This window comes from Actimicrobium antarcticum (assembly GCF_039536745.1).
GTDB lineage: Bacteria > Pseudomonadota > Gammaproteobacteria > Burkholderiales > Burkholderiaceae_D > Actimicrobium > Actimicrobium antarcticum.
In genome coordinates, this window is record NZ_BAAAZE010000008.1 from 829,482 (window position 1) to 854,079 (window position 24,598).

22 protein-coding genes are annotated in these 24,598 nt (G+C 58.4%); 8 read left to right on the forward strand and 14 right to left on the reverse strand.

Features of this window, described 5'->3' with window-relative positions; translation table 11 throughout:
* Positions 1 to 77 precede the first annotated feature (77 nt).
* A complete protein-coding gene (ylqF, locus tag ABD720_RS11750) occupies positions 78 to 1,010 on the forward strand; it encodes a ribosome biogenesis GTPase YlqF (RefSeq protein ID WP_344763475.1) in 933 nt (310 codons plus the stop codon).
* A 149-nt stretch (positions 1,011 to 1,159) separates the two neighbouring features.
* Here the strand turns inward: ylqF and groL are convergent, their stop codons facing one another.
* The 6 genes from groL to ABD720_RS11780 all read right to left on the reverse strand — a co-directional run bounded on the left by groL (position 1,160) and on the right by ABD720_RS11780 (position 6,617).
* On the reverse strand, positions 1,160 to 2,809 hold the full coding sequence (gene groL / locus ABD720_RS11755) for a chaperonin GroEL (protein ID WP_344763476.1): 1,650 nt from the start codon (positions 2,807 to 2,809) through the stop codon (positions 1,160 to 1,162).
* A gap of 97 nt (positions 2,810 to 2,906) precedes the next feature.
* Positions 2,907 to 3,197 (reverse strand): co-chaperone GroES, encoded by a 291-nt coding sequence (gene groES / locus ABD720_RS11760; RefSeq protein WP_344763477.1) that lies wholly within the window; start codon positions 3,195 to 3,197, stop codon positions 2,907 to 2,909.
* Between the two features lie 213 nt (positions 3,198 to 3,410).
* Complete coding sequence (locus ABD720_RS11765; RefSeq protein WP_344763478.1) at positions 3,411 to 3,614, reverse strand: hypothetical protein; 204 nt, start codon at positions 3,612 to 3,614, stop codon at positions 3,411 to 3,413.
* A 32-nt stretch (positions 3,615 to 3,646) separates the two neighbouring features.
* A complete protein-coding gene (locus tag ABD720_RS11770; protein WP_344763479.1) occupies positions 3,647 to 4,861 on the reverse strand; it encodes an ABC transporter substrate-binding protein in 1,215 nt (404 codons plus the stop codon).
* Positions 4,862 to 5,009: 148 nt separating this feature from the next.
* On the reverse strand, positions 5,010 to 6,290 hold the full coding sequence (locus ABD720_RS11775; RefSeq protein ID WP_344763481.1) for a hydroxymethylglutaryl-CoA reductase, degradative: 1,281 nt from the start codon (positions 6,288 to 6,290) through the stop codon (positions 5,010 to 5,012).
* An 87-nt stretch (positions 6,291 to 6,377) separates the two neighbouring features.
* The gene (locus ABD720_RS11780; RefSeq protein ID WP_344763483.1) at positions 6,378 to 6,617 is read right to left on the reverse strand and encodes a hypothetical protein; all 240 of its coding nucleotides are present in this window, start codon (positions 6,615 to 6,617) and stop codon (positions 6,378 to 6,380) included.
* 38 nt (positions 6,618 to 6,655) lie between these two features.
* Between ABD720_RS11780 and ABD720_RS11785 the strand changes: the two genes are divergently transcribed.
* Positions 6,656 to 8,611 carry a helix-turn-helix domain-containing protein gene (locus tag ABD720_RS11785; RefSeq protein ID WP_344763484.1) on the forward strand — a complete coding sequence of 652 codons (1,956 nt, stop codon included), beginning with the start codon at positions 6,656 to 6,658 and terminating at the stop codon, positions 8,609 to 8,611.
* Between the two features lie 198 nt (positions 8,612 to 8,809).
* Here ABD720_RS11785 and ABD720_RS11790 read toward each other — a convergent pair whose 3' ends face one another.
* Both ABD720_RS11790 and ABD720_RS11795 read right to left on the reverse strand, forming a co-directional pair.
* Positions 8,810 to 9,229 carry an organic hydroperoxide resistance protein gene (locus ABD720_RS11790; RefSeq protein ID WP_344763485.1) on the reverse strand — a complete coding sequence of 140 codons (420 nt, stop codon included), beginning with the start codon at positions 9,227 to 9,229 and terminating at the stop codon, positions 8,810 to 8,812.
* A 127-nt stretch (positions 9,230 to 9,356) separates the two neighbouring features.
* Positions 9,357 to 9,815 (reverse strand): MarR family winged helix-turn-helix transcriptional regulator, encoded by a 459-nt coding sequence (locus tag ABD720_RS11795; RefSeq protein ID WP_344763486.1) that lies wholly within the window; start codon positions 9,813 to 9,815, stop codon positions 9,357 to 9,359.
* A gap of 91 nt (positions 9,816 to 9,906) precedes the next feature.
* On the opposite strand from ABD720_RS11795, the gene dacB reads away from it, so the two are divergent.
* From dacB to ABD720_RS11815, 4 genes are all read left to right on the forward strand, one after another.
* Entirely contained in the window at positions 9,907 to 11,307 is a 1,401-nt protein-coding gene (gene dacB / locus ABD720_RS11800; RefSeq protein WP_344763487.1) for a D-alanyl-D-alanine carboxypeptidase/D-alanyl-D-alanine endopeptidase, read from the forward strand.
* 114 nt (positions 11,308 to 11,421) lie between these two features.
* Positions 11,422 to 11,712, forward strand: coding sequence for a DUF427 domain-containing protein (locus ABD720_RS11805; RefSeq protein WP_344763488.1), 291 nt, complete (start codon positions 11,422 to 11,424; stop codon positions 11,710 to 11,712).
* A 66-nt stretch (positions 11,713 to 11,778) separates the two neighbouring features.
* The gene (locus tag ABD720_RS11810) at positions 11,779 to 12,336 is read left to right on the forward strand and encodes a hypothetical protein (RefSeq protein WP_344763489.1); all 558 of its coding nucleotides are present in this window, start codon (positions 11,779 to 11,781) and stop codon (positions 12,334 to 12,336) included.
* Between the two features lie 98 nt (positions 12,337 to 12,434).
* Positions 12,435 to 14,597: a prolyl oligopeptidase family serine peptidase gene (locus ABD720_RS11815; protein ID WP_344763490.1), complete on the forward strand. Its 2,163-nt coding sequence runs from the start codon at positions 12,435 to 12,437 to the stop codon at positions 14,595 to 14,597.
* Positions 14,598 to 14,663: 66 nt separating this feature from the next.
* On the opposite strand, the gene ABD720_RS11820 is transcribed toward ABD720_RS11815, so the two are convergent.
* Together ABD720_RS11820 and ABD720_RS11825 are read right to left on the reverse strand one after the other, a co-directional pair.
* Entirely contained in the window at positions 14,664 to 15,314 is a 651-nt protein-coding gene (locus ABD720_RS11820) for a DUF642 domain-containing protein (RefSeq protein WP_344763491.1), read from the reverse strand.
* 249 nt (positions 15,315 to 15,563) lie between these two features.
* Entirely contained in the window at positions 15,564 to 17,951 is a 2,388-nt protein-coding gene (locus ABD720_RS11825) for a GspE/PulE family protein (RefSeq protein ID WP_344763492.1), read from the reverse strand.
* A gap of 270 nt (positions 17,952 to 18,221) precedes the next feature.
* On the opposite strand from ABD720_RS11825, the gene ABD720_RS11830 reads away from it, so the two are divergent.
* Complete coding sequence (locus ABD720_RS11830) at positions 18,222 to 18,947, forward strand: DUF2076 domain-containing protein (protein WP_344763493.1); 726 nt, start codon at positions 18,222 to 18,224, stop codon at positions 18,945 to 18,947.
* Between the two features lie 84 nt (positions 18,948 to 19,031).
* Here the strand turns inward: ABD720_RS11830 and ahpF are convergent, their stop codons facing one another.
* The 4 genes from ahpF to xseA all read right to left on the reverse strand — a co-directional run bounded on the left by ahpF (position 19,032) and on the right by xseA (position 23,602).
* Positions 19,032 to 20,612 (reverse strand): alkyl hydroperoxide reductase subunit F, encoded by a 1,581-nt coding sequence (gene ahpF, locus ABD720_RS11835; protein ID WP_344763494.1) that lies wholly within the window; start codon positions 20,610 to 20,612, stop codon positions 19,032 to 19,034.
* 171 nt (positions 20,613 to 20,783) lie between these two features.
* Positions 20,784 to 21,347, reverse strand: coding sequence for an alkyl hydroperoxide reductase subunit C (ahpC, locus tag ABD720_RS11840; RefSeq protein ID WP_344763495.1), 564 nt, complete (start codon positions 21,345 to 21,347; stop codon positions 20,784 to 20,786).
* Positions 21,348 to 21,523: 176 nt separating this feature from the next.
* Entirely contained in the window at positions 21,524 to 22,102 is a 579-nt protein-coding gene (sodB, locus tag ABD720_RS11845; protein WP_344763496.1) for a superoxide dismutase [Fe], read from the reverse strand.
* A 135-nt stretch (positions 22,103 to 22,237) separates the two neighbouring features.
* Positions 22,238 to 23,602, reverse strand: coding sequence for an exodeoxyribonuclease VII large subunit (gene xseA / locus ABD720_RS11850; RefSeq protein WP_344763497.1), 1,365 nt, complete (start codon positions 23,600 to 23,602; stop codon positions 22,238 to 22,240).
* Positions 23,603 to 23,989: 387 nt separating this feature from the next.
* Between xseA and ABD720_RS11855 the strand changes: the two genes are divergently transcribed.
* Positions 23,990 to 24,595 (forward strand): MotA/TolQ/ExbB proton channel family protein, encoded by a 606-nt coding sequence (locus ABD720_RS11855; protein ID WP_344763498.1) that lies wholly within the window; start codon positions 23,990 to 23,992, stop codon positions 24,593 to 24,595.
* Positions 24,596 to 24,598 lie beyond the last annotated feature (3 nt).

Sequence of the window (24,598 nt, forward strand, 5' to 3'; positions counted from 1 at the left end):
TTTTGCGGTCATCGCACCGTCCTGAGCGGCTGCTGCAGGTAGAATGGCGACCTGCTTTTCTCAGGATGAAATCCGCAATGTCCATACAATGGTACCCAGGTCATATGAATGCCGCCCGCAAGAAGGCGGCGGAAGCCATGGAAAAGGTCGACATGGTGATCGAGGTGCTGGACGCCCGTTTGCCGCAGGCCAGCTGCAATCCGATGATCGAGACCCTGCGCGGCGAGCGCCAGCGCCCGTGCCTGAAAATCCTCAACAAAAGTGACATCGCCGACCCGGCCGCGACGGCTGCCTGGATCGCCTACTACAACCGCCAGCCGGATGTCCACGCAGTCGCGCTCAGTTGCAAGCTGCCGGCCGATGTCGCAAAAATTCCTGCGCTGTGCCTGAAGATCGCACCGCACCGTGGTACCGCCCTGAAGCCGCTGCGCATTATGATCATGGGCATTCCCAACGTTGGCAAATCCACGCTGATGAATGCGCTGCTGAAAAAGCGCGTGGCCAAGGTCGGGGACGAACCGGCCGTGACCAAGATGCAGCAACGCCTGTACCTCGGCAATAACATGGTGCTCACCGATACCCCCGGCATGCTCTGGCCGAAAATCCAGCATCCCAGCGACGGCCTGATGCTGGCAGCCAGCCATGCCATCGGCAGCAATGCCTTGATCGAAGAAGAAGTCGCGACCTTCCTTGGGGATGCGCTGCTGGTGCGCTATCCCGAATTGCTGGCGGCCCGCTATGGCGTCAAGCCGGAAGGCATGGATGGGGTCGGGATCGTTGAAGCCGTCGCCTTGCGCCGGGGTTTCAAACTCAAGGGCAAGGGCGTCGATCTGGAAAAGGCGGCGCATACCTTGCTGCAGGATTATCGCAGTGGCGCACTGGGACGAATTTCGCTGGAGACGCCGGAGACGCGTGCGGTGCTGCTGGCCGAGTATCAGGCGGCGCAGGAAGCGAAAGCGGCTGCCAAGGCAGCGCTGGTGGAGCCTGTGTCGGATAACTACCGGAACTGAATTCTCGCCGGAGCGCTGCAGCATCCGTTGATGCCGGCAAGACGCGTCGCACAATAAAAAAAGCCTGCAAGGTGGCCACCTTGCAGGCTTTTTAACTTCTTGCGTGGCAGGATTGGCGTTAGTTGCAACGCCGTCCCTGCCGGTCGACATTACATCATGCCGTCCATGCCACCCATGCCGCCCATACCACCCATGCCGCCGCCCATGCCACCGGCTGGCTTGTCTTCGGCCAGTTCGCAAACCATGCAATCGGTCGTCAGCATCAGCGACGCGATCGAGGCTGCATTTTGCAGTGCCGAACGGGTCACTTTGGCTGGGTCCAACACACCCATTTCGACCATGTCACCGTAGGTGCCGTTGGCGGCGTTGTAACCGAAGTTACCCGTACCTTCGAGCACGCGTGCAACCACGACGGAGGCTTCTTCGCCGGCGTTTTGCACGATCATGCGCAGTGGCTCTTCCATCGCACGCAGGACAATCTTGATACCGGCTTCCTGGTCAGGATTGTCACCCTTGACGTTGATGTTGGCACGTGCGCGCAGCAGGGCAACGCCGCCGCCAGGAACAATGCCTTCTTCCACGGCAGCGCGGGTAGCGTGCAGTGCATCTTCGACGCGGGCTTTCTTTTCTTTCATTTCGACTTCGGTGGCAGCGCCAACCTTGATCACTGCAACACCGCCGGCCAGTTTGGCAACGCGCTCCTGCAGCTTTTCACGATCGTAGTCCGAGGTCGCTTCTTCGATCTGGACACGCACTTGCTTGACGCGCGCTTCGATCGCAACAGCCTGGCCAGCGCCGTCGATGATGGTGGTGTTTTCCTTGCCGATTTCGATACGCTTGGCCTGGCCCAGATCTTCCAGCGTGATCTTTTCCAGTGTCAGGCCAACTTCTTCAGCGATGACTTGACCACCGGTCAGGATAGCGATGTCTTCGAGCATGGCTTTACGACGATCGCCAAAACCTGGTGCCTTGACAGCGCAGGTCTTCAGGATGCCGCGGATGTTGTTGACAACCAGAGTTGCCAGCGCTTCGCCTTCGATGTCTTCTGCGATGATCAGCAGTGGACGGCCAGCCTTGGCGACTTGCTCCAGTACCGGAAGAAGATCACGGATGTTGGAGATTTTTTTGTCGCACAGCAGGATGAACGGATTGTCCAGCGTCGCGGTCTGCTTCTCTGGATTGTTGATGAAGTACGGCGACAGGTAGCCGCGGTCGAACTGCATGCCTTCAACGATGTCGAGTTCGTCGTTCAGGGATTTGCCGTCTTCAACAGTGATGACGCCTTCCTTGCCGACTTTTTCCATCGCTTCAGCGATACGCTCGCCGATCGAGTAATCCGAGTTCGCCGAAATCGCGCCAACTTGCGCGATTTCTTTGGTGGTGGTGCATGGCTTGGCGATCTTGGCCAGTTCTTCGACGGTCGCTGCAACCGCTTTGTCGATACCGCGCTTCAGGTCCATCGGGTTCATGCCGGCGGCAACGAACTTCATGCCTTCGCGGACAATTGCCTGGGCCAGCACGGTGGCTGTGGTGGTGCCGTCGCCGGCGTTGTCGCTGGTACGGGAAGCAACTTCCTTGACCATTTGCGCGCCCATGTTCATGAGCTTGTCTTTGAGTTCGATTTCCTTGGCGACCGAGACACCATCCTTGGTCACGGTCGGGGCGCCGAACGAGCGCTCCAGCACGACGTTACGGCCTTTAGGGCCCAGGGTGACCTTGACTGCGTTGGCCAGAATGTTGACGCCTTCGACCATGCGTGCACGGGCGGCGTCGCCGAAAATAACTTCTTTAGCTGCCATGTTTATAGCTCCTTGAATTCAGTTGAAAGTGCGCTGTGCGGGCTTGCCGCCGCAGCGCCGGACACCAGTGTGACCAGCCTCGGGCTGGTCAGTGGCATCACTTTTGAACGATTGCCATGATGTCTTCTTCGCGCATGACCAGCAATTCGTCGCCGTCGACCTTGACAGCCTGGCCCGAATATTTGCCGAACAAAACGCGATCGCCAACCTTGACATCCAGTGGGCGGACTTTGCCATCTTCCAGGATCTTGCCGTTACCGACGGCGAGTACTTCGCCCTGGTCCGGTTTTTCGGCGGCTGCTTCAGGAATGATGAGGCCGGACGCAGTTTTTGTTTCCTGGTCGAGGCGCTTGACGATGACGCGATCGTGCAAAGGACGAAGGTTCATGAAAACTCCTTAAAATTCAGTAGATTACGATTGTTTTGCGGCAAGACTGCTGCAAAGATAACTTCACTGCGCAGCATTACCGCACCAGAAAAGTGGAAGGCCGGGGACAGTTGTTAGCACTCTCTCCCGACGAGTGCTAAGTATATGGGCGACATCCTTGTTTTTCAAGCAGCGATGGTGAGAAAGACTTTTGGGGAAGTGATCGTTCGCAGCTTAATTTGCGTCACGCAGGATAGGCGACGCGCCATACCGGGCATGCAGGTTCGTGATTTCCAGTGCTTTTTCCATCGTACGGTCATTCGCTGCCATCGCACGGTCATTCAGGCGCGCCAGCGTGCGTTCGCTGTACACGATGAGGCCGGCATCCGCGCCACTTTGCGATGACGCCGGACGACAAGCCGGATCGGGCAATGACAAGAGAACCTCCGTCGGAGGTCCTCATCGACTGCCTATTTCTTCAGCAGATAGCACTTCGAATCGGCAACTTTGGTAAATGCTTCTTCGCCTGGAATGGTGGCGATGATCTTGAGGTAATCCCAGGGCTTCTTCGATTCCTCCGGGGTCTTTACCTGCATCAGATACATATCGTGGATATACCGGCCATCGGCGCGGATATAGCCTTTGCTATAAAAATCATCCAGTTTCATTTTCTTCAGTTCGGCCATCACCTCGTCTGCGTTGTCGGTCTTCGCATTCGCGACCGCTTTCAGATAGGTCGAGGCTGCCGAATAATCCGCAGCCTGGTGCGTACTCGGCATCCGCTTGAATTTCGCAAAAAAGCGATTGGCGAACTTGCGCGACGGCTCGTCCTTGTCCCAGTACCAGCTGTCCGTCATGACCAGACCTTGCGCGACCGGCAGGCCAAGGCCATGGATGTCGTTGATCACCATGAGCAGGCCGGCCAATCTCATGTTCTTGGTCAAGCCGAAGTCGCGCGCACCTTTGATGGAGTTGATGGTGTCGGCGCCGGCGTTGGCCAGGCCGAGAACCTGGGCCTTGGATGCCTGCGCCTGCAGGATGTAGGAAGACATGTCGTTCGCGGTTGGCGGGTGTTTCACCGAGCCGACGACGGTGCCGCCGCTGGCCTTGATCACGTCAGACGTGTCGGCAAACAGCGAGTGGCCGAACGCATAGTCGGCCACCAGGAAGAACCAGGACTTGCCGCCTTGTTTGACCACTTCGGAACCGGTGCCACGGGCCAGCGCGACGGTGTCGTATTCATAGTGCACCGTGTAGGGCGTGCACTCCTCGTTGGTCAGTTTGGCTGACGCTGCGCCGACATTGATGTACACCTGTTTCTTGTCGGCCATGATTTTATTGATGGCCAGTCCGGCCGCCGAGTTTGCGCCGCCGATCAGCAGTTTCACGTTGTGCAGGTCGACCCACTCGCGTGCTTTTGCCGCAGCCGTATCGGCCTTGTTCTGATGGTCGGCGGAGAGGATCTCGATCTTTCTTCCCAGTACCTTGCCGCCCGCATCGTCCACCGCCATGCGGATTGCTTCCAGCCCGCCGCTACCGTCGGTATCGGCATACGGTCCGGACATGTCGGTGATGAAGCCGATACGGATCGGCTGATCGGTCGTGCCCTGGGCCAGCGCATTGCCGCTCAGCGCGCACAAGATGAGGATCGCTGCTGAAATAGTATTCAGGGAATTTTTCTTCATGATTCGTCTCCATGTTTCTGGTGGAAGTCACCAGTTATTTATAGTTTGGTTGTTCTGCTGTTTGATTCATGCCATTGCGTATTCCCTGGCTGCAGCCTCTGCCTTTTTTGCGGCACGGGCATTGGCGTGGTCGTGTGCCGCATTGCACTCAGGATGGTTTCCTGAGTAATTCGGCAGCGTAGTCGGCGCGCACGTCGTGTGCCGCGACCATTGCACGCGCAACCCGGTCGATGTCCGCGCCGGTGGCACCGGCCACGATGGCAATGTTGCGGGCATGCAGCGCCATGTGGCCGCGTTGTATGCCTTCGGTAGCCAGGGCGCGCAGTGCTCCCATGTTCTGCGCCAGGCCGACGGCGACGGCGATTTCGGCCAGTTCCTGCGCCGACTTGAGTTGCATGATTTTCAGTGACAGGCGCGCCAGAGGATGGGTCTTGGTGGCGCCGCCCACCAGTCCGACCGGCATCGGCATCTCGATGGTGCCCACCAGATCACCTTTTTGCGAAATTTCCCAGGTTGTCAGCGATGTGTAGCGGCCATTGCGCGAAGCGTAGGCGTGGGCACCTGCTTCAACTGCGCGCCAGTCGTTGCCGGTGGCGACAATCACCGGGTCAATCCCGTTCATGATGCCTTTGTTGTGCGTGGCGGCACGGTATGGGTCGACCGCGGCAAAGGTATAGGCATCGACGATGCCATTCATGACTTCATCAGCGCTGTAGTTTTCGGTCTTGAGCAAGGCGGGTGGAATTTGCACGCGAGCGCGCGCCAGTCGCAGATCTGCCAGGTTGGACAGGATACGCAGCCGCACCTTGCCGCCGGTAATGGCCTCGATCCGGCCTGCGACAGCCTCTGCCATCGTGTTGACGGTGTTGGCTCCCATTGCATCGCGTACATCCACGATCAGGTGCACCACGACCATTGCGCCGCGCGGGGTTGCCTCGAACACATGGACTTCGATATCCTTGCAGCCGCCACCCAGACCAATCAGCACCTTGTCGCGAGAATTCGCTATCGCGATCAATTCCTCTCTGTGATTCAGGACCGCATGGCGCGCGCCATAGGGGTCGGTCAATCCCATGATCTGTACTTGCGCCCGCATCAACGGGCCGCTGCTGGAAGTCTGAAAGCCACCGGCTTGGCGAATGATTTTTGCCATGAACGAAGCGGCCGCCACCACCGATGGCTCTTCCACCACCATCGGCACCAGGACGTCGCGGCCATTGAGATGGAAGTAACCGGCGATCGAGTACGGCAACTCGAACTTGCCGATGACGTTCTCGACCATGCCGTTGGCCACCTCGAGCGGCAGTGCGTTGGGCTCAGCAATCAGGGCGCGCTCATCCGGCGTCAGGCCGACCTTGGCAACAATCTGGTCCAGGCGAGCTGCGGGGTCCAGGGCGCGAAAATTTGGCAGTCGGGAATCGATTTTCATAGTGTTTCCGGGTGGTAGAGGGATTGGGCTCGCGCCCGCAATGCGATGTCAACATTTTAGGAAGACCACATCGTGTTTTATATGTATTTAAAACACATAAACAGGACTATTTTGTGTATAAAGTTTCTTGAAATTGCCTTCGGGCCGATCGCCGAGAGAATCTGAGTTCTTGCCATTCATCTCAATTGTCATAAAAAAATCATTAAAATTCAGTGCCTTGAAAAATAAGGTCGACGGAAAATGCTGCAGTCCAAACAACAAGCTGTCAGAGAGAAATGTATGTGTCAAAGCCATATTGATGCTGCGCTGCGGAATGAGCGCGCCCATTTCAATTACCTGCACACGTGTACAGCGTCCGGTCGACCATGACCCAAATCGGCGAGCTGGAGGGTCCAATTTCCCGGGCTGGTGTCGAGCATGGACTGGTCACGTTGCTGCATCAGGACGGGGCCAAAGACGACCTGGTGCGGACCCTCGCCAACATCGAGGCGATGCCCGACGACCCGTCGAAAGCCATGTTGATCGATAGCGTGCATAAGGCGATCGCCATCAAGGATCGTCTGGAACAGCATCTTCATCGCGAACGTGGCTTGCTGGCCCTGATCGAGACTGCCCAGGACCTGACGGCGCTGCGCGATATCGATCAGGTGCTGCAGGCGATCGTCCATCGCGCTCGCAAGTTGCTCGGCTGCGATATCGGATACCTGTCTGTCTATGATGACGAGCAAGGCGATTTTTATGTCCGCGCGTCCGACGGCTCATTCTCGGAAAATTTCAGGAAAATCCGGGTCCCCAGCGCGGTCGGCATCTGCGGCTTTGTCGCGCGCAATCGGTCTCCGTATTGTTCGTCGGATTACGAAACAGATAGCCGCTTTGCCCATACCAAGCTGATCGATTCGGCGGTAACCGAGGAAGACATCCGCTCGATACTGGGTGTGCCACTGCTGGCCGGTTCCAGTGTGAACGGCGTCCTGTTTGTCGGGAATCGCTATGTCCGTGCTTATCAGACATGGGAAATGTCAATACTCTCCAGTTTGGCGGCCCATGCTGCAGTCGCCATTGAAAATGCGCGGCTCTTCGAGCAAGCCCAGAACGCACTGCGGCAGGCCAGTGCAGCCAATCGCGACCTCGAGAAGCAGCGTGCGGATACCCACATTGCTGCGGAAGCGCATGAGCGGCTGACGTCGCTGGTTGCGCGTGGCGGCGGATTGAAAGAAATCTGCGAGATGGTGTCTGCCATGCTGGATGGGCGCGTTGTGGTTCTGGATCAGGGAGAGCAGGAGCTGTTTGCAGTGGGCGCGGTGATCGGCGATGCGGTCGAGCGGAGCGGTGATTCGTACGCCATATCGGACAAGATTCATGCAGCATTGGGTGAAAGCAGGGTGCTGGGGAAATCAGTGCCGGCGTTCGTCACCGATCATCAGGTTTGTCGCGTGTCGGCGGTGATCGGCGGGCGAGGTCTGCTGGGCGGATTGGTCATTTATACGGACAAGGAGTTGAACGATGTCGCCGTTCGCATCTTCGAGCGCAGCTCCATGGTGACTGGCGTCGTGCTGCTTTCCGAGGATAAATCCGGGATTGCGGCCCGGCGTGATCTGCCGGTCATCTTGCGCGATCTCCTCAATTACACCCAGGACAACGCCGTGCGGCTTGCTCAGCGCGCAGCGAACCATGGATTTGATCTATCGAAATCGATGTACATGCTGCTGCTGAATGTGGAGCAGGGCGATCTCGGCTACATCCTGAGCCGGATGCGCGCCGCGCCCTATCTGGCCGATATCCTGTTCGACGAGATCGACGGCGCGCTGATCTTTGTCGCGTCAAGCGCGACCAGGACGGATTTGCGACAGGCAGTATGGCGTTTTCTTTCAGAAAACAAGAGTGAGGTGGTTACCGGAGTGGTCTCGAAACCGGTTGCGCATGCATCCGACATGCCGGCGACCTATCAGACGCTGTCACGCTGTCTGGCCGTGCTGCCCGCGCTTGGCCGCAGCGGTTCCATCTTCAACGAATCCGAGCTGTCCTTGTATTCAATGCTGTTTGCCGGAAAATCACGCGAGGAAATCGATGCATTCCTGGCGTCGGTGCTCGGCAAACTGCATCCTGGCACTGACGCCCGCAAGGCCGAGCTTTGTAAAACGCTGCTGGTGTTTCTGGACGCCGGACACAACGCCCGCTCCGTCGCCCTCGACCTCAAGATTCACATCAACACTTTTCGCCAGAGACTGGAGTCCATCCATGCCTTGCTGGGCGAGGGCGCACTTGCTCAACGCAGTCTGGACATTCACGCCGCGCTACGAATCTGGGCGTTGCGGCAGTAGACCTTCTGCTGCGACCAGCGGCAATTAGCCGCAATTGGTCATGAAATTCGGTCGGTGCTTGGCAGTTCGCTTGTTCAGCCATCTGAGGAAGAAACGATTCGGCGTAAGGCCAACGTACACTCAGTTCTTCCAATAAAAAACGGCCGCCGCCGGAGATGACTCCGGAGGCGGCCGTTCGTTGTTGCGGTCAAGCCAGCATCAAACCAACACGATCTTCACATCCACATTGCCACGGGTAGCGTTCGAGTACGGGCACACTTCATGTGCCTTGTTGACCAGAGTTTGCGCTACGTCCTTGTCCATGCCCGGAAGTGCGATGTTCAGCGTCACGGCAATGCCGAAACCACCCTTGTCGTTCGGGCCGATACCGACTTCGGCATGGACCGATGTGTCGGCTGGCACGGCGACCTTGGTTGCTGCACCGACAAACTTCATCGCGCCGATGAAACAGGCCGAGTAACCCGCCGCGAACAGCTGCTCGGGATTGGTGCCGTCACCGCCGCTGCCGCCCATTGCTTGTGGTGTGGTCAGTTTGACGTCGAGCTGTTTGTCGCTGCTGATCGAACGGCCGTCACGACCGCCGGTGGTAGTGGCTTCTGCTGTGTAGATGATTTGCATGGTGGTTCCAATAGGATGGTGTTGGTGCTTCAGGAGGCATCTTTTTCGATGGCGTGTCTGAGTCTAACGCGCAATTAGATTGTGTGCAATTTAATTTTGATCAATGTTGTTGATGGCCTTGCTGGCATCATTCGTTGCTGCGTACCAGATCGTCCCGGATCAGCATCAGTTGCGAACGCATGTCCACCAGGGTTTTTGGCGTCTGTCCGCTGGCACAGAGGATTTGTTGCGGGATGGCCTGTGCCTTGCGCTTGAGCAGTTTGCCTTCGCGGGTCAGCGTGATGCGGACCTGACGCTCATCGATCTCGTCACGTGACCTCAGTACCAGCGACAGCACTTCCAGTCGCTTGAGCAAGGGTGTCAGCGTGCCGGAGTCGAGGAACAGTTTTTCACCGATGTCCTTGACCAGGACATTGTCCTTTTGCCAGAGCACCAGCATTACCAGATATTGCGGGTAGGTGATGCCGAGTTTTTCCAGGAAGGGTTTATAGGTCTTGGTCATCGCCAGTGAAGCGGAGTACAACGCGAAGCAAAACTGGTTGTCCAGCGCCAGCATGTCATCCGTGGCGAGTTTGGCAGAAGGCATAGGTGTTCCTTGATATGACGGGTAGTCGCGCATGGGATAATCGGTCGTCACATTACTATGGCGAATTGGTTCCAATGCTATGCGAATTCCGATGAGACTCCAACTAGTGCTACTCGCTTTGTTGCTTGCCAGTGCAGCCCATGCCGCTCTGCCGGTGCCTGTCGCCGCCGCGCTCAAGCGCGCCGGGATCGCGCCGGCGGCGGTCGGGCTGCAGGTGATCGATGTCGCCAGCGGCAAAAGCGTGCTCGCGCTCAATCCCGAACTGGCCCTCAATCCGGCCTCGACCATGAAGCTGCTGACCACCGACGCGGCGCTCGAACTGCTCGGTCCGACCTACACGTTCGCCACGCGCGCCTACACGCGCGGCACGCGGCGCGGCGACCAGTTGCTGGGTGACCTGATCCTGCGTGGTGGCGGTGATCCGAAACTGGTGGTCGAAAACTTCTGGCTATTCCTGCGCAAGATCCGGGCACAGGGCGTGCGCGTCATCCGCGGCAATCTGGTGCTCGACCGTGGCGCTTTCGACGCCACCGTGGTCGATCCGGCGCTGTTCGACGGTGACCCATTGAAGGCATACAACGTCGCGCCGGATGCCCTGCTGCTCAATTTTCACGCGCTGGCGGTGCGGTTCACGCCGGATGCCGCGCAGGGCCAGGTGCAGGTGACGTTTGACCCTGGCCTGGGTGCCTACACGGCACGGCCGCCACAGCTGACCACTGGCGACTGTATTGGTGACTGGCGCCAGGCGATGCGGGCGCAACTCGGTGCCGAGCGTGCCAGTTTTGACGGCTCGTTTGCCAGCGGCTGTGGTGAGAAGACCTGGCAACTGCATCCGTACGACATGCCTCGCAACCGTTATTTCGAGCTGGTGTTTCGCCAGCTCTGGAGCGAACTGGGCGGAACTCTGGAGGGCAGCGTGGTAGATGGCACGCTGACGCCGGAGGCACTGCTACTGACACAGTGGGATTCGCCGGCGATTCCCGAGCTGATCCGCGATGTCAATAAATTCAGCAATAACGTGATGGCCCGCCAGCTATTCCTGACGCTCGGAACGACTGGCTCGCTGCAGCCTGCGAGTGTCGACGCCGGCAGGTCTGCCGTGCTGCGCTGGCTGGCTGCAAAGAACATCGACGCGACCGGACTGGTGCTCGAAAACGGCGCTGGCCTGTCACGTATCGAACGCATTTCTGCCGGCACGATGGGGACGGTGCTGGTGGCGGCATTCCGTTCACCGACCATGCCGGAATTCATCGCCTCGCTGCCGCTGGTGGGCTACGACGGCACCATGAAGCAGCGCTTGCGCAGTGACGGCGTAGCAGGGCACGCGCATATCAAGAGCGGTAGCCTGCAGGATGTGCGCAGCATCGCCGGCTACGTGTTTGCGGCGTCGGGACGGCAGTATGCAGTGGCGTTCCTGATCAACCATGCGGATGCCGCACGGGGTGCCGAGGCGCAGGACGCGCTGCTGCAATGGGTGTACGAGAACAAATGAGGCGATGCAGCTCGGCGCTCGCCAGTGTTGCGCCGGGCTTGTGGGGTTGAGACTGGCAGCAGCCGATGTCCGGCTGTGGTATTTTCAGCAATCACCGAATCCACCGGAGTCATCATGCCCACAGCCACCTGGAATGGCGCAGTCATTGCGCAAGCCGCCACCGCCGATGTTGAAGTCGTCGAAGGCAATGTCTATTTTCCGCTCAGTGCGGTGCGCCCCGAGTGCCTGACGCCGAGCGACAAGCACACCGTCTGCCCCTGGAAAGGCGCGGCCAGTTACTACAACGTGGTGGTCGATGGCCAGGTCAATGGCGACGCTGCCTGGTTCTATCCTGAACCGAAAGAGGCGGCCAAACAGATTGCCGGATACGTTGCCTTCTGGCGTGGTGTTCAGGTCGTTTCCTGATTTTTCCATGTTGCTTGCAGCTTGACGCTTGATGCTTACTACTTCACCAGGACGACCGCGATGAGAATGACCAAGCTAGTCCTGCTGTTGTGCCTCGCCGTGCTGGTGGCCGGATCGGCCTACGCCCAATCGATGACCGGTACCCGAAAAATCGTGCTGGGCAATGCTGCCGGCGAACGCGTCCAGATTGGGACGGTGAACTTTACCGATGCCGGACATCAGAAGACGGCGTTCACGGTCGATATCGCGCCCGAGTTCGGCGAGTACTTTCTGGCGATGCGACCGTTCCGGTGTCTGAGCGGCCCGCAACAGCGACTATGCTGGTTCCCGGTCAACCGCGAGGCGCAGGTGATCAGCGCCACCGATCTGGTGCCGCTGGAATACGCGCTCATGTTCATGCGCACCAAGCCGGCATCGCAGCATCTGAATCCGTTCAATGGCGTCTATTACAAACTGGCGTGGGCTGGTGACAAGCTGACCGGCACGCTGCACGATGTGGATATGGACCCGTTCATCACGCCGGATTCGGTACCGCCGGAGCGCCGCGTCCGGCCGCTGCGTCCCTCTGACCTCAGCGTCGGCGATGCCAGTACGCATTGGCTGCCGATGATGTCGATCGAGTAGCGAGATCGGTTGATCAGCCACTCCCTCCATCCTTTCGATGGACTTTTTTCGATAGTGCCGCTAAGGCGGTTTCCGGACTCCTCAAATGGACGCATTCCATGCAACGCAAGCACGCAGTACTTCTCGCCGCCGCCATGTCGGTCAATAGCGTCATGGCCGCGCAATGTCCGGATGATAACAACAGGCTGACGTATCCGGACAGTCAGAAAGTCGGGCAGGTCGACGACTACCATGGCGTCAAGGTGGCCGACCCGTATCGCTGGCTGGAAGACGGCAACAGTCCCCAGACTCAGGCCTGGATCAGCGCACAGAACCAGCTCACGCAATCGTTCCTGGCACAGATTCCCGAACGCACGGCGTTACGCCAGCGCCTGACGACACTCTGGAATTACGAACGCTACAGCGTGCCCTTCAAGGAGGGCGGACGCTACTTCATCAGTCGCAATGACGGACTGCAAAACCAGGCGGTGCTGTACACCATGCCAACGCTGGACGCCGCGCCACGCGTGTTGCTGGACCCGAATACGCTGGCCACCGATGGCACGATTGCGCTGGCTGGTATGGCCGTTAGTCCCGATGGCAACTATCTGGCTTACGGTACCGCAGTGTCTGGCTCGGACTGGAACAACTGGAAGATTCGAGACATCGACAGCGGCAAGGATCTGGACGATGAATTGCGCTGGGTGAAGTTTTCCGGCGCGTCCTGGACCAAAGACGGCAAGGGCTTTTTCTACAGTCGCTACGATGCGCCGAACGAAGCGACCAAGCTGGCCGATACCAATTATTTTCAGAAGCTGTACTTTCATCGGCTCGGTACGGCGCAAGCCGATGACACGCTGGTGTATGACCGGCCGGACCACAAGGATTGGGGTTTCGGTGGCGCGGTCACCGATGACGGCAAGTACCTCATCATCACCATCTCGCAAGGTACCGAGCGCAAGTCGCGGATCTATTACAAGGATCTTGCCAACGCTGGCAATCCGGTGTTGCCGCTGCTCGACGGGTTTGATGCTGCCTATACGTTCATCGACAACAACGGCCCGGTATTCCTGTTCGTGACCGACAACGCGGCGCCACGCAGTCGCATCGTTGCCATCGATATTCGCAAGCCGGCCCCGGCGCACTGGAAAGAACTGGTCGCGCAGGCGCCGCAAACGCTGTTGTCGGCCAGCGCGCCGGGTGGCCGGCTGGTTGCCAGCTATTTGCAGGATGCGCATAGCCAGGTCAAGGTGTTCGATCTGAATGGCACATTGCTGCGCGAGTTGGCATTGCCCGGCATTGGCACTGCGGCCGGTTTTGGTGGCAAGCGGGACGATGCCGAGACCTTTTATTCGTACACCGGTTTCACCACGCCCAGCACCATCTACCGGTATGACATCGCATCGGACACCAGCAGCGTGGTGCGGCAACCGACAATTGCATTCGATCCGGCGCAGTACGAAACCCGCCAGGTCTTTTTCAACAGCAAGGATGGCACGCGCGTGCCGATGTTCATCGTGCACAAGAAAGGCATCCCGCTCGATGGCAGCAATCCGACCTACCTGTACGGCTATGGCGGTTTCAATATTTCGCTGACACCGGCGTTCTCGGTCGCCAACCTGGCCTGGATGGAAATGGGCGGCGTCTATGCCGTGGCCAGCCTGCGCGGTGGCGGTGAATATGGCGAACGCTGGCATCAGGCCGGCACCAAGCTGCAAAAGCAGAACGTGTTCGATGACTTCATCGGTGCAGCAGAATGGCTGATCGCCAACAAGGTCACCTCGACCACGAAACTGGCCATCGGTGGTGGCAGCAATGGCGGGCTGCTGGTCGGCGCCGCACTGACGCAGCGCCCCGAGCTGTTCGGTGCGGCCTTGCCAGCGGTGGGCGTGATGGACATGCTGCGCTTCCACAAATTCACGATCGGCTGGGCCTGGACCTCGGACTATGGTTCGGCCGATGACGCTACGCAGTTCAAGGCACTGTATGCGTATTCGCCGTTGCATAACTTGCGTGCCGGTACCTGTTATCCGGCCACGCTGGTGACCACGGCCGATCACGATGACCGGGTGGTGCCAGCGCACAGCTTCAAGTTCGCGGCCGCCGAGCAGGCGGCGCAGGGTGGCGCGGCGCCGGTGCTGATACGTATCGAGACCAAGGCCGGACATGGCGCTGGCAAGCCCACGGGAAAATTGATCGAGGAAGTCACGGATCGCTGGGGCTTCCTGATCCGGGTGCTCGGCATGGCGCCGCTGCGTACGACGGCTGCTGGCAAGGACTGACAGCGCAAATCAGCAATAAAAAAGCCGGATCAGCTGATCCGGCTTTTTTGTGACTTGGACAGTTAGTTATGCTGCGTCAAACTTGGTCTGTTTGTTGCGTCGACTGCCAGCGAAAGCGATCATGCCCAGTCCAAGCACCATCATCGCCGAGATACCTGGCTCCGGAACCGCGCTCACGCTGACGCCATCCAGGTATGAGCCATAGCTAGGCTGGCCGGTCGGTCCAGTGGACTGGAACGACAACAGCGTAGCGCCACCGACGCCGGCAGCCAGATTGCTGAACGAAAATGTCTTCCATCCTGAATTGCCCGCGGCAGACACGCTGCCGATGCTGGTGCCATTCCAGAGTACGTCCATGCTGCTGTTCTGGCTGGTGATCTGGTCGGGCCGTCCGGAGTACAGGAAGTTCAATTGATACAGTCCACCGGTGGTGGTCGACAGGTTTTGTGACACGGTGGTGAGCTGGCGGCCATTCAGTTCCAGGTACTGCTGGCCATCGATTGCGGTGTTGAAGTTCGACTGGCCACCGAAATTGCTGCCGCGCTGGATTTCGAAACTGTCGGTGGACGTCCAGCCGCTGATGCTGGCCAACGAGGTCCATGCGCTGGAAATCTGCTGCGCTTCGAAGCTGCCGTTGGTGACGATGTTGGTCGCCGCCTGGGACGCCATGCTCGCAACTGCCAGTGCGACGCCAGCAATTAGAATTTGAATTTTCATGGTGTGACTCCAATAAACGGGTAGGGGCGAAGCGCCAGAAATAGTTGTATGAAACAGGTTTGTGAAACTCTCTGAGGGTGTTGTTAATTGTTAATAACACCACCAACGGGAGTGATCATAAGCTGTTAGTTCCGCTATTTTCCCGAATTATCAATAGTTCACATTCATGGCTGATTTAGCAACAATAGAGCGTTTCGAGGGGCGATCAATCAAGGGCACTGTTTGGCTGAAGGCGCCCGAACGACAACTTTATACCGTGCGAATTTGCTCCCAGTCAGTGTGCCCCTGAAAAATCTTTTCAATGCCGTCCTGACGCAGCGTCATCATGCCTTCCGACATCGCGACCTTCAGAATTTCTGGCACGTTGGCGCGAGCATGAATTTTTTTCTTGACGGCCGCGGTGGCGATCAGCACTTCATGCACGCCGAGCCGTCCCTTGTAACCGGTGTCATTGCAGGAATCGCAACCGCTGGCTGAAAACAGCGCTATCTGGCCACCGTCGCGACCGTAATGCCGCTGCCAGCGCTGCCGGACCTCGGTCTTGTCGAGGTCCGTTTCAAAGCAGTATTCGCTGGCCAGCATGTCCAGCTCTTCCTCGGACGCCGCATGGGATGTCTTGCATTGATTGCAGAGTCTGCGCGCCAACCGCTGCCCGACTACACCGAGCAAGGCATCGGCGAAGTTGAACGGGTCCAGTCCGAAATCGAGCAGCCGCACAACGCTCTCGGCCGCGCTGTTGGTGTGCATGGTCGAGAACACCAGATGGCCGGTCAGTGACGCTTCAATGACGGTTTTCGCTGTCTCGGGATCGCGGGTTTCTCCCACCATAATGACGTCCGGATCGGCTCGCATGAAGCTGCGCAGCACGGCCGCAAAGGTCCAGTCGATCTTGGCTTGCACCTGCACCTGACGCAGGCCATCCTGGGTAATTTCAACCGGGTCTTCGACGGTCCAGATCTTGCGCTCCGGGGTATTGATGAAGTTCAGCAGCGAATGCAGTGTGGTGGTTTTTCCCGAGCCGGTTGGACCGCACACGAACAGCAAGCCATGTGGTCTCAGGGCCAGTTTTTTTAATCCTTCCATGCCGTATTCCGACAGGCCGAGGCTCTCGATCGTGACGGCCTTGGGCGCCGCCAGAATACGCATGACGATATCTTCCAGACCTTCGGTGGTCGGGATGGTCAATACCCGCAGCTCGATGCTGGCCGGACCGTACTGCTCGAAATTCATTTTGCCGTCTTGCGAGCGGCGCTTTTCCGAGATGTCCAGGCGGCACATGATCTTGATGCGCGATACCAGTGCATTGCGAAACTGCGCCGGCACTTCCGAGTAGGCTTGCATCACACCATCTTTGCGAAAGCGCACCCTGGTTGGCCGGTTGCCTTTCATGTTCTCGATGTGGATGTCGGAGACGCCCTGGTCATTCGCATCGAGGATGATTTTGTTGACCAGCCGGACCAGCGTATTGTCCGACTCGGTGATGGTTTCGACTGGTGTGTCGAATTTGACTTCATCTGCGCCAAGTTCATAAACGAGCTCGGCAATGTTGCCGCCATCGCCCTTTGCGCCATAGATCTGGCTAATCACGGTCCGCAGCTCATCGGCCGATGCCATCACCGGATCGATCTTCAGTTTGGTGTAAAACGCCAGCTCCTGCAGGGCATGATGGGCCAGCGGATTTTCCATCGCCACCACCATGCGCGACGGGGTCTGGTACAGCGGCATCATCTTGTACTTGCGGACAAAGTCACCCGGGATGGCTTTCGTGAGAGCCGGATCAAACTTGAAGCCACGCAGTGTCACGAACGGAATACCCAGTTTCTGGGCCAGCACGCGCTTGATCGTATCCAGGCTGACGATGTTCATCTCGATGAGGATATCGCCCAGCGGTACCTTGCGATTTTGCGTCTGGGCAGCCAGCGCGTCGGCCAACTGTGTTTCGGTGATCAGGTTTTCTTGCAGCAGTGCTTCGCCGAGGCGCAATTGCGGCTTGCCTTTCTGGCTTTGCAGCGCCGTTTCGACGTTTTCCTGGGTGATGATATGTTGCTGTTTCAGGTAATCCCCGAGCTTTTGCGAGCGCAGCTGTTCCTGCTTTTCGAGGCCGGCACTGAGGTGGCTTTCGGTGACGATTTTTTCGGCGACCAGCATTTTTCCGAGCTGGTCGCCGATCTCGTAATTCTTGATCGCGGCGGCGGGAATGAAGCAGCGTAGTACCTTGTCACTTCCCTCCACGGGGAGGTACAGAAACAGACCGTAGGCTTTGGCGACCAGACTGATTGTTTGCAGGATCAGCGGGTCACCGGTGTGGTAGTGGACCACGCATTTCTGCTGTGTCGATGCGATCGCGATGCCGGTCGCGATGACGTCGTCCGATAACGGCAACTTGTGCATGGCGACCGGCGTGATCAGGCACAGCATTCTCAGGTTGGTGAAGCCGATCCGCACGCTCGACGCAGACCGCCGGGTACGAAATTCAACATACATTTCGGCGCCATCGAGATGCATCAGTATGCCCTCTTGGGACCGACCATTCTGCATCGTAAGTTCGGCCGGTTCGTCGTCGACCTCGTTCGCGCTGACAGGGAGTAACAGCGTGTCGTAATGTGCCGGAACCGGCCAGTTGAAATCTGTCAGCATCGAACGGTTCCACGACCAGTTTCGTTGCAACTTTGTGCTGGCGATTCCGCCGCGTGGCACAGCGGATGAGCGATGATGGGTAACACTGCGCGTTCTCCTTGATGGGGGCCTTGATCGCAGGGTTGCGGCTGCCTGGCAACGCCTGATACTCGCGGAGTGTAACTGACTTGTTTTCTCGATGAAATTTTTTTCCGATGCCATGTCATCTTGTGCCGGAAGGATACTGGCCCCATCTGCCATGAACCTTGTTTTTCACGATGGAGAGTCACGATGAGTCCCAATGAAACCCGCATGCTGACTGACTTTCTTGGTCAGTTGCGCGCCGTCGCTGGCGCACCCCGGGATCCGCAGGCAGCGACGTTGATTGCCGATGCAGTCGCAGCCCAGCCCGACGCGCCGTATTTTCTGGTGCAGCGTGCCTTGCTGCAGGATCAGGCACTCGTTGCTGCCAATGAGCGGATTGCCAGTCTTGAGGCGGAGCTGCGTACGCTGGTTGTCCCGGTGGCTCCGGCTGCTGCTGCCAGCAGTTTTCTCGATGGCGGCAGCAATGCCTGGGGGCGATCGGTGACGGCCAGTACACAGGTGCAAGCCACGTCGGTCGATAGCCGTCCTGCCTTTTCCGCGCCAGCGCAGGCGATGCCGATACCCGTGCAAGCGACGGCACAGGCACCTGCCGCCGCCGGCTTTTTTGGCGGTGGCGGGGGCAATTTTCTGGGCACCATGGCGGCGACTGCAGCGGGCGTTGCCGGTGGCGCGTTTTTGTTTCAGGGAATCGGCAATTTGATGGGGCATCATGGCGATGCCGCGCATGCGGGCGCTCCGGCAGCCGGTCAGGCCAACCCGTTTTCATCGATGGCTGACAGCGTTGGCAGCACCCCGTCGGCGACATCGACACCGGCGGCCACACCGCTGGCAGATAGCGATGTGACCGATATCGCTGATACCAGCGTGGCCAGCGATGACAGCATGTTTGACGGAGACGATTCGTTCGCTTGACCTGCATGTTCCGGTACCGGTTCGCCAGACAAAAAAAGGGACGGCAATCAGCCGTCCCTTTTTTCATGCATCAACCGTCCTGCTTCACGCGGCGACAGCGACCTCTGCTTCGGCTGGCGCCGAGCTGCGGATCAGGTGGTCGAAGGCGCTGAGTGCCGCTTTCGATCCTTCACCCATGGCGATGATGATCTGCTTGAACGGGATGTTGGTCACATCGCCGGCCGCAAACACGCCTGGTACCGAAGTCTGGCCGCGGGCATCGATCTCGATCTCGCCACGCGCGGTCAATGCCACCGTACCCTTGATCCAGTCGGTATTCGGCAGCAGTCCGATCTGCACGAAAATGCCTTCCAGATCGACGGTGTGCGCCGTGCCGTTCTTGCGATCGGTGTAGTGCAAACCATTGACGCGTGTACCGTCGCCGGATACTTCCGTGCTCTGTGCGCTGGTGATCACGGTGACGTTTGGCAAACTGTGCAGCTTGCGCTGCAGCACCGAGTCGGCACGCAGCTGGCTGTCGTATTCGATCAGCGTGACATGCTTGACGATCCCGGCGAGGTCGATCGCCGCCTCGACGCCGGAATTACCGCCACCGATCACTGCAACGCGCTTGCCTTTGTACAGAGGGCCATCGCAATGCGGACAATACGCGACGCCGCGATTGCGGTATTCCTGCTCGCCCGGGACATTCATCTCGCGCCAGCGTGCACCGGTCGCCAGAATCACCGAACGCGCTTTCAGGCTGGCACCGCTGGCCAGTTTGATCTCAATCAGGTCGCCCGGGATCAGCGCTGCTGCGCGCTGCAGGTTCATCACGTCAACGTCGTATTCCTTCACATGCTGCTCCAGCGCCGCGACCAGTTTCGGTCCTTCGGTGGCTTTCACGGAAATGAAGTTTTCGATGCCCATCGTGTCCATGACCTGGCCGCCAAAACGTTCAGCGACGATGCCGGTACGGATGCCTTTGCGTGCGGCATAAATCGCTGCCGACGCACCGGCCGGGCCACCACCGACGATCAGCAGATCGAAGACGTCTTTCTGCGAGATTTTTTCTGCATCCCGCTTGACCGAGCCGGTATCGAGCTTGGCCAGGATCTCGGCCAGTTCCATGCGTCCCGAACCAAACAGCTGGCCATTGAGGAACACGCTGGGTACCGACATGATTTCGCGTTCCTTGACTTCATCCTGGAACAGCGCGCCGTCGATCATGACGTGACGGATTTTCGGATTGATGACCGCCATCAGGTTCAGTGACTGGACCACTTCCGGGCAGCTGTGGCAAGACAGCGAGATGTAGGTCTCGAACCGGAACTCGCCGTCGAGATTGCGGATCTGCTCGATGACATCGGCTTCGGTTTTTGGTGGGTGACCCCCGGCCTGCAACAGAGCCAGTATCAGCGAGGTGAATTCATGGCCCATCGGGATACCCGCAAAACGGATTCCCATGTCCGCACCGACGCGGTTGACTGCGAAGGACGGCGTGCGCTGACCATCATTGCGGTGTTCGCGCAGGGTCACCATGTCGGACAGCGACTTGATGTCGTTGAGCAGGGAAAGCATCTCGGCCGACTTGGTGCTGTCATCCAGCGACGCGTCGATCTCGATCGGCATGACGACTTTTTCAAGATAGGCTTTTAATTGGGTTTTTGTGTTTGCATCCAGCATGTTGAGCTCGCTTTAAAGTGATGTTCGGTTAGCGCAAATTGGCGCAAAAGTCACGATGCAGTTCCACCGCCGGAGTAGCCTGGGCCACCGCTTGACCAAGCTGTTCGGGAGGAGGTGCTGCCGGTTGGCGTGCCACGGATGGCACGCCAGTTTGCATTTCAGTTGTTGCTGTTAGATCTTGCCGACCAGGTCGAACGACGGAGTCAGTGTTTCTGCACCCGGGGTCCATTTGGCCGGGCAGGCTTCGCCCGGATGTGCGGCAACGTATTGAGCGGCTTGCACTTTGCGCAGCAGTTCGGTGGCATCGCGGCCAATACCGTTGTCATGAATTTCGCACAGCTTGATGTCGCCTTCCGGATTGATGACGAAAGTACCGCGCAGTGCCAGGCCTTCTTCTTCGATCATCACATCGAAAGCACGGGTGATTTTGCCCGTTGGGTCTGCCAGCATCGGATAGGTGATTTTTTCAATGGTGTCCGACGTATCGTGCCAGGCCTTGTGCGTGAAATGCGTGTCGGTCGAGACGCTGTAGATTTCGACGCCAAGCTTCTGGAAGGTCGCGTAGTTGTCGGCCAGGTCGCCGAGTTCGGTTGGGCAGACAAACGTGAAGTCAGCCGGGTAGAACACGAATACGGACCATTTGCCGAGCAGATCAGCTTCAGTGACGGTGGTGAATTTGCCGTTGTGGTAAGCGTTGGCGGTGAAGGGTGCAACTTTCGTATTGATCAAAGACATGGAGGTTCTCGCTTTGTTGAAGTGATTGGGTGAGTGAAGAATAGCCAAGTGCAGTAAAAACGTAAATGCAATTGTCTTAATGCATTCGATAGGGATAGGGTATGAGCCTGGCTGAGACTAAAAAAAAGGGTCAGTTCCCGGTGGGAGCTAACCCTCTGATACTGCGGGTCAGGCTATCAGGCGAAGTTCTTTGCCACGAAATCCCAGTTCACCAGTTTCCAGAATGTCTCGACATACTTCGGACGCGCATTGCGGTAGTCGATGTAGTAAGCATGTTCCCAGACATCGCAGGTCAGCAACGGTGTGTCGGCGCCGGTCAGCGGGCAGCCAGCATTGGAGGTGTTTGCCAGGTCAACCGAGCCGTCGGCTTTCTTGACCAGCCAGGTCCAGCCGGAACCGAAGTTGCCGACAGCCGACTTGGAAAAATCTTCCTTGAATTTGTCGAACGAGCCGAATTTGGCATTGATTGCATCTGCCAGCGCACCCGTCGGTTCGCCGCCGCCGTTCGGCGTCAGGCAGTTCCAGTAGAACGTGTGGTTCCAGACCTGGGCCGAATTGTTGAAGACGCCGCCGGACGATTTCTTGATGATCTCTTCGAGCGTGGCGCTTTCGAAGTCGGTGCCCTTGATCAGATTGTTCAGGTTCGTGACATAGGCTTGATGATGCTTGCCGTAGTGGTACTCAAGTGTTTCCTTGGAAATATGCGGCGCGAGAGCATCCATTGCATAGGGCAGAGCGGGCAGGGTGTGTTCCATGGTCGTCCTTTCGGGTGTGTGGGCAGAAGTACAAAATTTGTGCGGGCTTCATTGTAAGTCGTAAGCCGATGGCCTGCATCGACAGGCTGCACGAGTAAATCAATGCGACACGCAATGCGGCAATCGATACTGCAGTCAGTCGCCAAGGTTCGTTTGCACGCTGGCAATTCCCACTTGCGCGCTGCCATCCGCTAGCCGGACCGTGATCATTTCACGCGGCTGCAACTGTCTGGTCGAGCGTGCGATGTTGCCCTGCGCATCCGTGATGATCGCGTAACCGCGTTCCAGTGTGCGTTGCGGTGCAAGCAGTTCCAGTTGTGCGCTCAGGGCAGATAACTGTTGACGCATGCGTGCTGTCCGGATCGAGATGCCAGTCGTCATGCGACGCCGGTTTTCGGCAACCTGGAGTCGGGCAGGGCGGGTGTCCGGCCATTGCGAAGTCAGTCTGCTGCCCATCTGCTGCAGTGCGTGGCGCGCAGTGGTGAGTGGCGTACGGGTAGCAGTGACCAGGCGCATTTGCCAGCTCGCCAGCTTGACTTTTTCATGGCGGATCATGGCCGCAGGGCTGACCAGACGGCGCGAAAGCCAGTCGAGGCCCTGGCCCCGATCGGCCAGACGGCGCCTGACCGTGCGGGTCAGCGCCAGCGCATTGCCCTCAACCAGCGCATGCCATTCCGCGCGCGGGCGTGCCGCCAGTTCGGCTGCCGCAGTCGGGGTCGGGGCGCGCAGATCGGCGGCAAAATCGGCAATCGTGAAATCGGTTTCGTGGCCCACGCCGGCAATCACCGGCATGGCGCAGGCCGCGATGGCGCGCGCCACCGATTCATCATTGAACGACCAGAGATCCTCGATGCTGCCGCCGCCCCGGCACAGCAACAGCACGTCGCATTCCGCCCGGCGTGACGCGGTGGTGATAGCCTGCGCAATTTTTTGCGCAGCGCCGTCGCCCTGTACCGGCGTCGGATAGAGGATGACGTTCAGGTGCGGTGTGCGGCGTTGCAGCGTGGCCAGCACATCGCGCAATGCCGCTGCCTGCGGGCTGGTCACGATGCCGATCGTGCGCGGAAACACCGGCAGGCGGCGCTTCCGTGCAGGATCGAACAAGCCTTCGGACTCCAGTTTTTGCTTGAGCTGCAAAAACGCTTCAAAGAGGTTGCCGACACCAGCGCGCCGGATCGACTCCACACTCAGCTGGAAGTCCCCGCGTGCCGCATACAGCGTCACCAGAGTGCGAACCTCAACCTTGTCGCCTTCTCGCGGGATGAATCCGGCGTATTGGGCACGGCCGCGAAACATCACGGCACGCACCTGCGCCGACGCATCTTTCAGCGAAAAATACCAGTGTCCTGATGCAGCCTTGGTGAAGTTGGACACTTCGCCCGACACCCAAAGCAACGGAAAGTGTCGCTCCAGAAGTCGCGCAACCGACTGGTTCAGCGCCGATACGCTCAGAACAGGGGCGGGAGCGTCGGGGGTCGTTGACAGCAAGTCGGTATTCATGGGCGCTTCCATAGGAGAATCTGTCCACAGGCATGTCTGCGGTCCAGCAGTGTTGAAGTATATTTCCTGTTGAGTGGAACCATTTTCAAGTCTTTGATTTTAATAGGAATTTATGGATAAATAATGTTGGTTGCAGGAGGCGCGACAGCACTGGTAAATGGATCGCTTAACATCGCAAGAAGTTGCCCACAAAGTTATCCACAGCACGCCGAGCCCCGCGATGGCCGATTTTGCAGACACGATACCTGTTTTGGCAACTGCCGTTGTGATACGAATCAGCGCCGGAATTTTTCTCTGCAATCACAGTCCGAGAAGGCTGCTTGCTCTGCTTGCCACAACAAGTTACATTCAGGATCCATTCCTTTCACCTGCTTCAGGGAGTTCGTTTTGTTCGCAATCATTCAAGCCGCTGGGTGGCCGATCTGGCCGCTTTTAATTGCTTCCGTCATTGGCATGGCTCTGGTTGTCGAGCGCCTGCTGTACTTGCGCCGCAGCCGGATTTTGCCGCCCAAGCTCTTGCAGGAAGTCATCCGGGTCTATCACAACGGCAAAATCAACGCCGAGGTACTGGCCAATCTGGAGCAGAATTCACCGCTCGGCCAGGTCCTGGCGGCCGGCCTGCGCAATGTCGATGCGCCACGGGACATCCTGAAAGAATCAATCGAAGAAGCCGGCATGGCCAGTGCCCACGAACTGGAGCGCTTCCTGACAACGCTGGGAACCATCGCCACGCTGGCGCCGCTGATGGGGTTGTTTGGCACCGTGGTCGGCATGATCGAAATTTTCGGCGCACAAAATGCCACCGGTGCGAATCCGGCGCAACTGGCACACGGCATTTCGGTGGCGCTGTACAACACCGGATTTGGCCTGGCGATTGCGATGCCGGCGCTGGTGTTCTATCGCCATTTCCGCGCCCTGGTCGATACCTTCGTGGTCGACATGGAAAAGCAGGCAGTGCGCTTCGTCGATACCGTGCACGGCAACCGGAAATGACAG